This is a genomic window from Reichenbachiella ulvae (genome assembly GCF_025833875.1).
GTDB classification, from domain to species: domain Bacteria; phylum Bacteroidota; class Bacteroidia; order Cytophagales; family Cyclobacteriaceae; genus Reichenbachiella; species Reichenbachiella ulvae.
Genome location: NZ_JAOYOD010000001.1, coordinates 414982 through 428417, shown reverse-complemented (window position 1 = coordinate 428417; position 13436 = coordinate 414982). Strand labels below are relative to the sequence as shown.

Annotated in this window: 11 protein-coding genes; 3 read left to right on the top strand and 8 right to left on the bottom strand. The window is 42.0% G+C overall.

Annotation, left to right across the window (positions count from 1 at the left end):
- Positions 1-56 precede the first annotated feature (56 nt).
- The 3 genes from N7U62_RS01475 to N7U62_RS01465 form a co-directional block, all read right to left on the bottom strand.
- Entirely contained in the window at positions 57-617 is a 561-nt protein-coding gene (locus N7U62_RS01475; RefSeq protein ID WP_264136101.1) for an SRPBCC family protein, read from the bottom strand.
- 101 nt (positions 618-718) lie between these two features.
- On the bottom strand, positions 719-1105 hold the full coding sequence (locus N7U62_RS01470) for a hypothetical protein (protein WP_264136100.1): 387 nt from the start codon (positions 1103-1105) through the stop codon (positions 719-721).
- A gap of 146 nt (positions 1106-1251) precedes the next feature.
- The gene (locus N7U62_RS01465) at positions 1252-4536 is read right to left on the bottom strand and encodes a vitamin B12-dependent ribonucleotide reductase (RefSeq protein ID WP_264136099.1); all 3285 of its coding nucleotides are present in this window, start codon (positions 4534-4536) and stop codon (positions 1252-1254) included.
- Between the two features lie 117 nt (positions 4537-4653).
- Here N7U62_RS01465 and N7U62_RS01460 point away from each other — a divergent pair, with 117 nt between their 5' ends.
- From N7U62_RS01460 to N7U62_RS01450, 3 genes are all read left to right on the top strand, one after another.
- A complete protein-coding gene (locus tag N7U62_RS01460) occupies positions 4654-5493 on the top strand; it encodes an AraC family transcriptional regulator (protein ID WP_264136098.1) in 840 nt (279 codons plus the stop codon).
- 275 nt (positions 5494-5768) lie between these two features.
- Positions 5769-7112, top strand: a complete 1344-nt coding sequence (locus tag N7U62_RS01455) for a tyrosine-type recombinase/integrase (RefSeq protein ID WP_264136097.1) — start codon at positions 5769-5771, stop codon at positions 7110-7112.
- 38 nt (positions 7113-7150) lie between these two features.
- Complete coding sequence (locus N7U62_RS01450; protein WP_264136096.1) at positions 7151-7339, top strand: hypothetical protein; 189 nt, start codon at positions 7151-7153, stop codon at positions 7337-7339.
- Between the two features lie 270 nt (positions 7340-7609).
- Here the strand turns inward: N7U62_RS01450 and N7U62_RS01445 are convergent, their stop codons facing one another.
- The 5 genes from N7U62_RS01445 to N7U62_RS01425 all read right to left on the bottom strand — a co-directional run bounded on the left by N7U62_RS01445 (position 7610) and on the right by N7U62_RS01425 (position 13435).
- Entirely contained in the window at positions 7610-8872 is a 1263-nt protein-coding gene (locus tag N7U62_RS01445; RefSeq protein ID WP_264136095.1) for an ABC transporter substrate-binding protein, read from the bottom strand.
- A 92-nt stretch (positions 8873-8964) separates the two neighbouring features.
- Positions 8965-9906 carry an isoaspartyl peptidase/L-asparaginase family protein gene (locus N7U62_RS01440; RefSeq protein WP_264136094.1) on the bottom strand — a complete coding sequence of 314 codons (942 nt, stop codon included), beginning with the start codon at positions 9904-9906 and terminating at the stop codon, positions 8965-8967.
- A gap of 69 nt (positions 9907-9975) precedes the next feature.
- Entirely contained in the window at positions 9976-11355 is a 1380-nt protein-coding gene (locus tag N7U62_RS01435) for a YfcC family protein (RefSeq protein WP_264136093.1), read from the bottom strand.
- A gap of 30 nt (positions 11356-11385) precedes the next feature.
- Positions 11386-12252 carry a cyanophycinase gene (locus tag N7U62_RS01430; RefSeq protein WP_264136092.1) on the bottom strand — a complete coding sequence of 289 codons (867 nt, stop codon included), beginning with the start codon at positions 12250-12252 and terminating at the stop codon, positions 11386-11388.
- Between the two features lie 58 nt (positions 12253-12310).
- Entirely contained in the window at positions 12311-13435 is a 1125-nt protein-coding gene (locus N7U62_RS01425; protein ID WP_264136091.1) for a PKD domain-containing protein, read from the bottom strand.
- Position 13436 lies beyond the last annotated feature (1 nt).

Genomic DNA, 13436 nt, shown 5'->3' with positions numbered 1-13436 from the left:
TGATTACTGCTTCCTCAAATTCAAACTTGTTTAAGAATGAGACAAGAACTTAGCTACTATTCCAGATAGGCAATCAACTTCAACAGGGATTGTTCATTGGCAGGGATAAAAAACTTCAGAAGGTTCAAGTATTTTGGGGTATTTCTATAACCAATCCCATAAGATTTCACTGTCGTTTGCCCCGGTTCGGGCTCTTCAAAATATATTACATTATAGAAATTCTTGGCCTCCTGCTTCATAAACTCAGGAAAATTATCCGTTAACTCTGCCTGAAGGGTCAGAAGTCTGAAAGGCACGTAATTGATAATATTAGTCACGATAGTAGTACTATCACCTATTTGTCCTTCGGGATTATAATTTGTTTTGATAGTCCCACCAATTTTAAAGTCAATTTCGGCCAGTGGAACACTCCAGCTCTCCCAACCTTCCTTACTGGTATAAGCCTCCCAAACCTCATCAATCGAGGCATTAACAGTAAACTCCTGTATCAGGACGAGCTCTTCTTGATAGGTAGAATCAATGATTGAAGTCACTCGTTTTGTGCTGATTGGTTCCTGTGCAAATACTAGCCCTGTGGTGAATAGAGCCAAACTTAAGCTTAGAATTGATTTAGTCATGAGAGATGATTGAGGTGAACAACAAATCTAAAATAAGGAATATCCTGTTGTATGCAAAAGCCATTGCAAACCAGAAGTTGTTAATCCAAAAATATTGCTACTCACATTACTAAGACTAGCTTAGTAGCATTTATTGACTTGACTTCCAAATCTCTAAGCAGATGGTTATCTGCATCGTAAATTCTAATCATTTTATTTTCATCATCATATTGCCACTTTCCATATTGGATATAATGAGCATCAACTGAAGACAAAACCAAAAATTCGCAACTCCCATCTTTATTGAAAGTATAGACTTGTCTAAACCTAGAACTTGGAAAAGTCATAAAACCTGATGGTCTATAAACCCCAGGACTTTCTTCATATGACTCTACCCATGAATTAACTAAACCGTTTGGGTAATTCGTGCTAAGATTTGAATCCTCCTCAGAACAGCCAAAAAGAAGTATCAAAAATGGTAGAATGATAAAATGCCTAAGTTGCTTCATATTATAATGACACGCCCTTTAGCTAAATAGTTGGGCAATGCATATCTTGATCATTTGCATTGCCATTAAAATGTATCCTCATAGGGATTAAGCGAAAGTTCGAATAAGGCCAGCCCTTTTCAGAACCGGCCCATTCTCACTAAAACTCAACTGCAGCCTAAACTATTGCCGCAGTTCAGACATTTGTAGCAGGTGCCTGATCGCACGGTGATATGACCACAGTCGTTACAGATCGGTGCATCTCCCATCATGCTGGCTAGTGCTTGTTGTGTTTGACCAATTCCCTCGTCCCCAGTCTTTCCTGCATAAGTGATGGCTTCTGCATTAGCGATCACGGGATTAGAGTCAGACGAAGGTTTAGTTTCGGCTTTTGGAGAAGCGGTAAAGACCTCCTCCTGACTGCCAAGATCCTTAGCTACAGGATTGGAAACATGTACCAGATCCTCTCTACCCAGATATTCATAGCCCAACAGACGGAACATATAGTCCAGCAAAGAAGTAGCAGACTTGATGTTCGGGTGCTCGACACGACCTGCCGGCTCGAAACGCGTGAAAGTAAAGCGGTCCACAAACTCCTGCAGTGGCACGCCATACTGCAGTCCCAGAGATACGGATATCGCAAAGCAGTTGAGAAGGGATCGGAAGGACGCTCCCTCCTTGTACATATCTATAAATAGCTCGCCCAGCGTACCATCTGGATATTCGCCAGTTCTCAAGAAAACGGTATGCCCATCGATCTTGGCTTTTTGTGTAAAGCCATTTCGGCGATCGGGCAGCTTCCTTCGCTCGACCATTCGGGTCAATTTCTGACGGAAAGTATTGTCATCAGACTCCTCCAAAATCGACCTGGCTGCCTTCAAAACCTCTTCAGCATTGGTAGTCAGGTCTTTGATTTCCTCTTCTTTCTCTTGCTCCTTGTCTTTTTTGGCCGATAGCGGTTGCGACAGCTTGCTACCATCACGGTAGAGTGCACAGGCCTTGAGGCCCAGCTCCCAGGACTGCAAATAGCAATCTGCAATCTCCTCCGGTTGGGTTTCATGAGGCATATTCACAGTTTTGGAGATCGCTCCAGAGATGAAAGGCTGAACAGCCGCCATCATACGAACATGTCCTCCGACTGCAATGTATCTCTCTCCCTTTTCTCCGCAGCGATTGGCACAATCAAAAACGGGATAGTGCTCCTCCTTCAGGTAGGGTGCTCCCTCTATGGTCATGGTACCACAGATGTACTCGTTGGCCTCATCTATCTGTTCCTGTTTCAGTCCCAGTTCTTTCAGCAAGTTGAATCCCATGCTGTGATAGCCTTCTATCCCCAATCGGGTCATGCAATCTTCACCCAGCGTATAAAAGCTAAAAACAGAAGCCACATCAAAAGCTGTCGGAAGTGCAGCTTCCACCTTTTCTATTTCAGCATCCAGGAAGCCTAGTTTTTTCAAGCTGTCTGCATCGATGTGCGGGGCACCTTTTAGGCTCGCATGTCCCTTGGCATAGTTCACGATCGCATCGATTTCTACCTCACTATATTGGAGGTTGCGCAGGGCTTTTGGGATCGAATGGTTGATGATCTTAAAGTATCCTCCTCCAGCGAGTTTTTTGTATTTCACCAGAGCAAAATCCGGTTCGACTCCCGTCGTATCACAATCCATCAGTAGGCCAATCGTGCCTGTGGGTGCGATCACAGTCGTCTGCGCATTTCTGTATCCAAACTCCTCTCCCAAAGCCAGGGCCTCATCCCAAACCTGCTGTGCTGCTTGCAGCAAATCAGAAGGACAAAGATTCTGATCCAAAGTCTGAGGTATAACAGATAGTCCTTCGAAATTGTCAGGCGTATTGTATGCGGCATATCGGTGATTTCGAATCACACGGAGCATACTGTCTTTGTTCGGCTCATATCTCGGGAAAGCGCCCAAAACAGAAGCCATCTCAGCAGATGTTTTGTAAGATGTACCCGTCATAATAGAGGTGATAGAAGCCGCCAATGCACGTGCCTCAGGGCTGTCATAGGCAATCCCCTGCACCATCAGTAGTGCGCCCAGATTGGCATAACCTAGTCCCAATGTCCTGTAATCGTAGGAACGCTGTGCTACTGCTTTGGACGGAAACTGAGCCATCAATACTGAAATCTCCAGCACTATAGTCCATAACCTACTCGCATGCTGGAATGAGGCGATATCAAACTCATTTTTCTCTTCATTGAAAAATTTGTAGAGATTAAAGGAAGCCAAATTACAAGCCGTGTTGTCCAGAAACATATACTCTGAACACGGATTAGATCCTCGTATCGATCCATCAGCCGGGCAAGTATGCCATTCGTTGATAGTGGTGTCGTATTGTACTCCGGGATCCGCGCTGCTCCATGCCGCATCTGCAATTTGCCCCCATAGGTTTTCAGCAGATACTGTTTTCATCACGCTACCATCTGTACGCGCTTTCAGCTCCCAGTCTTCTTTGTTTTTTAATCGATCAAAAAAAGCATTGGGTATGCGCACAGAGTTATTGGAATTCTGGCCTGACACAGTTTGGTAAGCCTCTCCGTTGTAGTCCGAAGAATAACCCGCTGCAATCAGCGCTGCGACTTTCTTCTCCTCTTCCTTCTTCCAATTGATAAACTCTTCTATTTCGGGATGATCCAAATCCAAACTTACCATTTTAGCTGCTCGGCGGGTGGTTCCTCCTGATTTGATAGCGCCTGCTGCTCTGTCTCCGATCTTTAAGAAAGACATCAGGCCAGACGAGGTCCCTCCGCCTTCCAGAGGTTCATCTTTGCCCCGGATATTGGAAAAATTAGTACCTACACCCGAACCATACTTGAAAATCCGGGCCTCCTGCACCCACAGATCCATGATGCCATTGGGATTGACCAAATCATCTTCTACATCCAGGATAAAACAGGCATGGGGTTGAGGTCTTTCATAGGCGGATTCTGACTGCTTCAGTTCCTCAGTATCTGGGTCTACATAGTAGTGGCCCTGAGCTTTTCCTTTGAGTCCATATGACTCATGCAGTCCGGTATTGAACCACTGAGGCGAGTTAGGTGCAGCATACTGAGCCAATAACATGAAGACCAATTCGTCATAAAATGCATTGGCGTCTTTTTTGGTGCGGAAGTACCCGTATTTCTGCCCCCACACTTTCCAACAGTTGGCCAGGCGATGAACGACCTGCTTCGCCGAAGTTTCAGTTCCGGTTGTTCCGTCCTTTTGCGGGACTCCCGCTTTTCGAAGGTACTTTTGTGCCATGATGTCCGTGGCGATCTGCGACCAACCTTTGGGCACTTCTACATTGTCCATTTGTGAAACGACCTCTCCCGAAGGATCTCTAATCGTAGATGAGCGCAATTCGAACTCGAACTGGTCGTATGGATCTTTACTTTCTTTGGTAAATATTCTATTGATTTTCAGGCCTTTTGTTGGCTTATTTTGTGGATTCATATTGGAGACATTTGTGTAAAAAAATCTATTGGGCGAGATCTCGATCGAACACAAAAGTGAGTACATTTACCAATATTTTACTAGTACATAATTTTCAAAAACTAGTAATAAAAAAGCATGGATAAGCACAAGCAATACTACCCTTTGACCCTACTGGATCGGCACTACGACCGATGGATAGAGCCAGAGCATTCGCACAATTACTACCAAATCATCTACATCAAGAAAGGGAAGGGAATCCATGTACTCAACGACATAGAGATTTCTTACAGTACAGGCTCTGTTTTCCTGCTCAACCCCAAAGACCACCATCATTTTGAGGTTTTCGAAAGCACCCATTTCGTAGGGGTCAGTTTTACAGAATCTTTCATCAAGGACTGCATGGGCATCCCCGAAGTACTAAGTAAGAAGCTGAAATATGGACTAGAAAATGAGGAATATCACAATGTGCGGTTGCAATTCAAAAACAGCAACAAAAAAGCCATCGAAAGCATATTTAGAACCATCCTCAGCAGTGAAGGTAATGATCAGATCGTCTACTTTCAGATCCTATCTATGTTGGAGATCATTAAGCAAAACTACTCCTCCAAAAAAGAAGTACATGCTCTCCATATCGAGAGTTCGAAAATGGAAAAGGTACTTTCTTACATTCACAACAATATCACCCATCCCAAACTACTCCAGATAGACTTACTGGCTGAAAAATTCGGCATCAGCAAAAACTATGTAAGCAACTACTTTAAACGCAACATGCACATCACCCTACGCAAATACATCGATAATTATCGCATGGGACTGATGCAAAACCGACTAATCCACAGCCATTTCACCATCAAGGAAATCGCCCATGATTTTGGCTTCACCGACGAGAGCCACCTCAACAAATTCTTCAAAAAATACTGGAACATGAGCGCCAAAGCCTATCGACAGATGGAGAAGAAAGAGGAAGTATTATAGATAAAAAATAGAATACCTTAAAACAAAAAAGGCCAGCTTTTGCTGACCTTTTATCTAGTAGCGGGAGCAGGACTCGAACCTGCGACCTTCGGGTTATGAGCCCGACGATTAATACATCAACACGTATCAAAACAGCTCTATACGGCATTTTTAAACAAATAATAGTCATATCAAACCATATAAAAACAGGTTAAACGGCCAAATGTTTAACCATTGTTTAACCTAATTCACATCTATTATCATTAACTTCACTATGTAAAATAACTATTTCCAAAATGGCCTCAGTAAAAATCGTATTACGAAAAGAAAAGAAGAAAAAAGATGGCACATATCCTTTGGCCATTAGAATCATAAAGGATAGAAAACCTAAGTATGTACATACCGACCAATCCATTGAACTCAAACACTGGGATGCATCAGAACGAAGAGTTAAGAAATCACATCCTAATTCCTCTCGGCTAAACAATTTCTTATTATCAAAACTTAAGGAGGCTAATGATATCGCACTTGAGATGGAGTCTGACGACAGTAGCACATCTAGTAAAGGGATAAAAAAGAAAATCTCAAAAAAAGGACGAAAAGTATCATTCTTTCAATTCGGTGCAGAAAGAGTAAAAGGAAAACATCTTAGTAATGTTTTTTCTGTCGCCCGGGCAGAAAGGTCCATACTGTGCAATATCGAAGAATTTGTAAACCTTAAATCCTCTACCCCTCTTGACAAAGCAAAAGAAGAAATTAAGCAAAGAAGAAAACAAAGAATAAGCGAAAGTAGAAAGCCTGGATATTCATTTATTGCTAAGATTAAGCTTTTAGCAAATAACAAAAGCCTATTCTTTGAGGACATCAACACAACATTTATCAATCAATATAAGGTTTTCTGTGTGTCATATTTGGATATGAAACCAAGAACAATCACCAACCAACTCATTTTTATAAGAACCCTTTTCAATGAAGCAATTGCTGAAGGATTAGTAGCTGCAAAACACTACCCCTTTGCTGGAGAAAAAGAAAAAATAAGAATTGGGTCTGGTCATAAGATTGGCTTGACTGTAGAAGAGGTGGAACGAATCGAAAACCTAACCCTAGAAGCTAACACACAAATTTGGCATGCTAAAAATGTCTGGCTAGTGGCTTACTATTTTGCAGGAATAAGAATTACTGATGTGTTAAACCTAACATGGGGTGATTTCAAAGACGGCCGATTGTTTTATACCATGGGTAAAAACAAAAAAACGGTATCGTTAAAAACACCAAAAAAGGCCCAAGATATCCTTCAAAATTACCAGTCCCCTAAAACTAGAAAAAAAGACTTTGTTTTTCCGTATATGAACAAAGCCGACAAAAGCAGCTCAGAAGATCTATTTGTGAAATCACGTAATGCTACATCACTGATCAATGACTACCTGAAAAAAATTGCTTCTCTTTGTTCAATAGAAAAGGACCTTTCTAATCATATAGCAAGACATACATTCGGCAACATAGCTGGAGACAGGATTCACCCCTTAATGCTCCAAAAACTATATCGTCATTCGGATTTAAAAACCACAATTAACTATCAAGCTAACTTTATTCATAAGGAAGCTGATGAAGCACTGGATATGGTAATTGGATCCGAATAGTAATTAGTATCAATTCCCATTTTCTGAATTCTTTATGGTTGGAAAAAATCACAACCTATACGGCTCGCGACACCTGGACGATCCTTGGATTAGAGATGGGGATAGGCATTCGAAAAATCTCCTCAGGACTTGGCCACTCCAGTGTAGAGATTACTGAAAAAAACTATAGTCAGATGATCCAAAATAAAATCTTAGATGAGATTAATGAAATGATTACCAAAGCATAAGTCTGAACAAATCAACCCCTTATATTGTTTGATCCTCGCCAGGGAATTTTACCCACTTGTTTTACAGCTATTTACTAGAAATAGATCAACAAAGGGTAAAACATTTTTTGTGTTCTAGCAGGAATAAATGGGGCTTATTGGGAGTTGAATTGAAAGTCCAAAATTCGCCTCAGTATCGTAGTTTTGGGTGGAAAGCAAAGCAGTTCTAGATTGGTAGAATGTTACCCATAGAACTGCCTTTTTTAATTCGGAATTAATAATCTAAATACCTTATTTAATTAAAATATCTCCTGCATCTAGCTCCCAAACCTCTATGGATCTATCTTGTATATCCCCATTAGGCAGAAAGTCAAGAGAACCTGTAGAACCGATAAAGTCTATCTTCTTACCACGGCTAATTAGTTCGATAATCTGAGACCAATGGGATGCGTCCATTTTTGCACCCTTCATAGAAAAATCCTGCAAAGACTGATGGATCGACTCATCGCTCACTGCTGAGGTCAATATAGCTCCGGCATACAAATACACAATATCATATACATCCGCACTCTCTAAAAATGTGGGAACTGTTCCATACTTGATCTTGTATGAATCTAAAAAATAAGATTGTGTGGTAAATGCTGATGAGGTTCCAATCATTCCATCGAGTACATTGGCTGCCACAGTGCCATACTCACCTTTGGCCGCATCCGTTGCTAGAATGATGACATCATCAGGCATTTGAATTTTGGGAGCCATCAATTCTATATCCACATGATTGGAAACGAGGTAAATCAAATCCGGCCCATCACTTATCAATGCTTCTATTTTCTGAGTGATATCATACGTCTGCAAATCCACGAGTGGGCTATAATACTCCTCTGCAATTACCTGACCACCCCGTTCTTCAAATTTCCTTTTGAATTCCTGGGCTAGCCCTTGACCATAAGCATTGTCAATATAGAATAAACTAGCCTTTCTTCTTCTCAATGTCTCAATGGCATATTTGGTCGCAAAAGAAGCCTGTAACACATCTGACGCAGCTGTTCTAAATACCCTATCATCATTGAGGTTACTGATTTCAATCGCCGAAGCTGATGGAGATATCAGATACCAATCCTCCTCTTCAAACTCCTTAGACAAAGCAATGACCCTTTCAGAATTGGTTGGACCTATTATATATCTCACTCCATATCGACGAATCAAGGTATCTGCCTGTAACAAACATAAATCCAGATCCGCAGCATCATCAACTAACACTAGGTTCAAATCTTTGCCTAAAACTCCTCCAGACGCATTGATCTGATCCATTGCCAGTTGGGCTGCCTGCATCAGCTCTTTCGAAAAACCTGGAAACTTACTACTGGGTAGCATTACTGCCAGATTTATCACCTCTTGGCTTTTTGCCCTTTGATCCCAAACGATCGGTTGAGCCGTTTTTTCCAAATTAACATTGAGTAATTCATCCATACTCAATTGGCTCAATCGATCCTCCTGGGAATAAACACGAAACATACAGGTAGTCAAGACTAAAATCAATACATACTTTTTCATCACTTATTATTTAAAAGTTAATAATGGATATCACCCGTAAGTGATACCTAAATAGCCTCATTTAGTCTTTATAAGTATGCCTTTCGTGCTGATTAAGACAGCATATCTCCATAGATGCCAACCTGTGGCATTGGATCCATATCATTGATAGAACCTCTATACATTCCTTCTGAGTTGAAAACCAGGCTACAATTACCGTTGTGATCTACTCCAATAATTCCACCTTCTCCACCCAATGCAACTTGCTTTTGATTGATCACCAACTGAGCGGCCTCTTCTAATGACAGTCCCTTGTATTCCATCAAACAAGAGATATCATGGGCCACCACACCGCGCAAGAAAAATTCGCCATATCCAGTACAAGAAATAGCGCAAGTTGCATCATTAGCATAGACACCTGACCCTATCACTGAGCTATCTCCAAGTCTTCCATATTTCTTATTAACCAAACCACCGGTAGAAGTTGCAGCAGCCAAATTCCCATGTTGATCCAATGCTACTGCACCCACAGTTCCAAATTTTTTATCCGTACTATGATCAAGTTTCATCCTCGAACTCCCTCTGGCTGCCTGTAGCTGTTCATACCTAAAGTCAGAATAGAAGTAGCTATTGGGAACCATTTCACATCCTTGTTCTTTGGCAAATTGATCAGCTCCCTGACCAGACAAATACACATAATCTGAAGAGTCTAAAATTTTTCTAGAGGCCATCACAGGATTTTTGATACTTGTGGCAGCACCTATCGCTCCTGCCTGAAGGGTTCTACCACACATGATGGAAGCTTCTAATTCGTGTGTTTCGTCTGCAGTGAAAACAGACCCCTTGCCAGCATTGAATAAGTCACTATCTTCAAGCACAATGACAGATGCCTCCACAGCATCCAAACTACTCCCACCATTTTTCAATATTTCCTCTCCTGCCAACAACGAGGACTCTAATACTCCTTTATATGCGGCTTCCTTTTCAGCAGACATGCTAGACTTTAGTATAGTGCCTGCTCCCCCATGAATAGCCAATGAATATTTATTTTTCATATTTATTTCTTATTTGGTCTCTGTATGAACAGAGCCTTCCTTTTATTAAGTATTGTATATTATTTCCTCTCACCAATTAAAAACCAAAGTGGGAGGAATGAGTAAAATCATGGCCAAAACGAAGTAGATCAGCATAAGAGGCCATATCCATTGAAGCCATTTCTTGTACGAGATATTCGAAAGTGTAAGCACCCCCATCGTGACTCCACTCGTAGGGATCACCATATTAGAAAGTCCATCTCCGAGCTGAAATGCTAAAACTGCTGTTTGCCTTGACACTCCTATAATATCACTGAGAGGCGCCATTATCGGCATGGTCAAAGCGGCCTGTCCCGAACCGGAGGGCAAAAAGAAATTCAAAAAAGTCTGTACATAAAACATGAGTTGAATAGAGAGCGTATTCGGATACCCTTCGACAGCAGTAGAGGTATAGTACAACATGGTGTCTATTATGGTCCCTTCAGAAGCCACTATGATAATGCCTCGGGCGATACCTATCACAAAGCAGACCTTGATCATCTCTGCCGCTCCAGCCATAAAAGCATCAATGGCTTCTTGCATATCAACTCTTGCAATCAGAGCAGAAATCATACCCATAACCAAAAACAAAGCAGATATTTCCGTAATGTACCAATCCCATCTATTGACCCCTACGATAAGAAATGCCAAGCCCAGGGCCAGTGTAATCAAGACCCATCGATGTGCTCCATTGAATTCTTCTTGATCTGTTTCAATGTGGCGATGCTTAGATTTCTGATCCTCTTGATAATTGAGGCTAATCTTAGGGTCCTTTTCTAATCGTGCAGCATATCGCATCAAAAATGCTATCGTGACACTAGTGAATATGAACCAAACTATCACTCGGTATTCCCATCCACTAAAGGGAGCCAGCTCTGCGATTCCCTGGGCAATCCCTACTGTAAACGGATTGATAAAAGCCCCTGCAAATCCGGCACCAGCCCCTAAAAAAGGGATGGCTACTCCCATGAAGGAATCATATCCTAATGAAAATGACAATGGCAAAGTCAACAAGATAAAAACCAGAACTTCTTCACTCATTCCAAAAGTAGCGCCAGCCATAGAAAAGAATAACGTCAACACCGGGATGATCCACCTCTTTTTTCTATTGGTATTATAGCCATCAACCAGTCGACGAAGACCCGCAGATATGGCACCACTACGATTGATTATTCCAAAGGCACCTGCTACGAAAAATATGAAGGCTATGATTTCGGCTGATCCCGAAAACCCTCTAATAGGTGCCATGATCAATTGAAAGAAACCAACCGGATTAGGCGAAACAACATGATAAGAACCAGACACGACCAATTCTCTCCCATCTCGTTCGATTCGGTCAAATTCACCAGATGGCACGATCCAAGTAAGCACACAGGAAAAGACAAGTATGATTAGCAACAAAACAATGGTATCGGGTAGTTTTATCTTCATCTTAATATGTTTTCAAGTCTAACTTCTAATCTAGCGCTTAAGAGAAAACTTCTCCCCCGGCAGCAGTATATCTACCCTAAGATCGCGTATTCCTATTTTAGATCCATTCTCAGAGGGTTTTTCTCCCTGATTTCTAAATAGAACTACCTGCGACTCACCGACTACTTCTGCGCTATCTCCGCTGACCAAAACAGCTGTCGATTCATCTATCCCAATGCCCAAAAGGGCCGGATATTCAATCGCCGCACTCAATAGTCTGTTGTATCTGCTTCGCTTGACAAAATGTTGATCTATGATCGCACTTTTGATCAGCCCCAACCCTTGATCCGTCACTATATTGTCAGATTCTATATTTTGAAACGTACTACTATATTCAGGATACCTACGCTCATCACCGGTAATCATCACTTCGCTCATCATAGCTGCTCCCGCACTAGTACCGGCTATGGTTGCCCCTGAATGGTAGGCTTCCTGTATGGCCGATTGTATTTGTGATCCCTCTATGGCAGACATAAATCGGTTTTGATCCCCACCAGAGATATAGATCAGGGCTGCCTTTTTCAAACTGTCGATCTGTGCTTCAGAAACGGAATCCCCATGGATGTTCATACCGAACACCTTGTCTTGCAACCCCAATGCATCAAACTGCTTTCTGGCATAGTAGACAGAAGAATCTGGCTCTGCACTAGACATGGGCAATATGATCAAATACCCCCCATCTGAAACAGATGACTCCTGTACCAGGCGTTTGATCATGGCTTCAGGCCTTTTGCCTCCACCTATCACAAACAGCTTTCCTTTGGCCTGTTCCCTTCCTACTCCAGCAGATTGATTCTTAGTTTCATTGCAAGTAATAAAGCCTAAAATGCACAGTACAATTATTATCGTTTTTTTCATGATTAAAGTATCGAACCGGCTCTCACCGGTTCGATCATTTACAACTTCCAAATAATCCTTATGGAATAAAAACCAAACCTCTAGGATCAGTATAACCTGAACCTATGGTAACACGGTTAGAACCATCCAAATCAGACATGTACACATTCCCCGTATTTCTTTCTGTCCAGTACAATTTTTGATTGGTATTGTCTACTGCTAGTCCATATACCCGATTGCTCGTGGCTATTACCTGTTGTACACCAGTTCCATCCAAATTGGCCATCAGAATTTCAGAATTGTCTGTATTGTCAAAATAGATCTTTTTGTTAACAGAATCTACAGCAATGCCATAGCCGTATCCAGCTCCAGAGTAGTCAAGTATTCTAGTGATCCCAGAGCCATCCACATTGCCTTTCCAAACCGCCTCTGCATCGATCTCTACACAAGTCACATAGATATTACCATCATAAAAATCGATACCGACTGGCAACTCGCCTAGACCATCAGAAGCTACATCGTATAAGGTGGAAACAGTACCATCGCTCAGATTAACCTCCAAAATAGCCTGCAACCCTCTATCTGCAACATATGCCATACCTGCTTCGATATCTAGAGCCAGATCTCTTGGATCATCCAATCCAGTAGCTACAACTGTCATGGCTGACCCATCCACCGCAGAAGAAATCAGCGTTCCATTATCTGCGTCGGTATAATACAAGGTCTCCGATGTCTCATCATATGCTAGTCCTGTACCAAATCCATCCACCTCAAATGAGGTTCCATTCAGGTTTTCGATAGCCATGGTTCCCGCATCCATAAACAAGATATCCACTTGCAGGGCATTCGGATCTCTCACGGTTAACACCTTCTCAATGGCGTCCAAATCCGCTCCAGTGCTTGCCACCATGGATACCCTATAATCTCCTGGCATATCATAGCTATGAGTGACTGAGGATCCTGAACCGCTGGTTCCATCACCGAAATTCCATACATAGCTCACCTCTGTAATACCTTCTTTGAGCAAAGAAGTAGATTCAAAAACCACCACACTGGGTGCAAAATCACCATCTGAAAATGTGATGCTAAAATCAGCTGCTACTTCGCTGCTTTCCGGAACTGGAAACTCTTCCTCACAGCTCAAAGCCGCCCATGCCAACAGGCATATACCTGCTGCTTTACCTATATATTTATTTATCCTCATG

Excerpts from the sequence above, each read along its gene's own strand:
- N7U62_RS01460 (WP_264136098.1), top strand. The coding sequence starts at position 4,654 with ATGGATAAGCACAAGCAATACTACCCTTTGACCCTACTGGATCGGCAC.
- N7U62_RS01440 (WP_264136094.1), bottom strand. The coding sequence starts at position 9,906 with ATGAAAAATAAATATTCATTGGCTATTCATGGGGGAGCAGGCACTATA.
- N7U62_RS01435 (WP_264136093.1), bottom strand. The coding sequence starts at position 11,355 with ATGAAGATAAAACTACCCGATACCATTGTTTTGTTGCTAATCATACTT.
- N7U62_RS01470 (WP_264136100.1), bottom strand. The coding sequence starts at position 1,105 with ATGAAGCAACTTAGGCATTTTATCATTCTACCATTTTTGATACTTCTT.
- N7U62_RS01455 (WP_264136097.1), top strand. The coding sequence starts at position 5,769 with ATGGCCTCAGTAAAAATCGTATTACGAAAAGAAAAGAAGAAAAAAGAT.
- N7U62_RS01430 (WP_264136092.1), bottom strand. The coding sequence starts at position 12,252 with ATGAAAAAAACGATAATAATTGTACTGTGCATTTTAGGCTTTATTACT.
- N7U62_RS01465 (WP_264136099.1), bottom strand. The coding sequence starts at position 4,536 with ATGAATCCACAAAATAAGCCAACAAAAGGCCTGAAAATCAATAGAATA.
- N7U62_RS01475 (WP_264136101.1), bottom strand. The coding sequence starts at position 617 with ATGACTAAATCAATTCTAAGCTTAAGTTTGGCTCTATTCACCACAGGG.
- N7U62_RS01425 (WP_264136091.1), bottom strand. The coding sequence starts at position 13,435 with ATGAGGATAAATAAATATATAGGTAAAGCAGCAGGTATATGCCTGTTG.
- N7U62_RS01445 (WP_264136095.1), bottom strand. The coding sequence starts at position 8,872 with ATGAAAAAGTATGTATTGATTTTAGTCTTGACTACCTGTATGTTTCGT.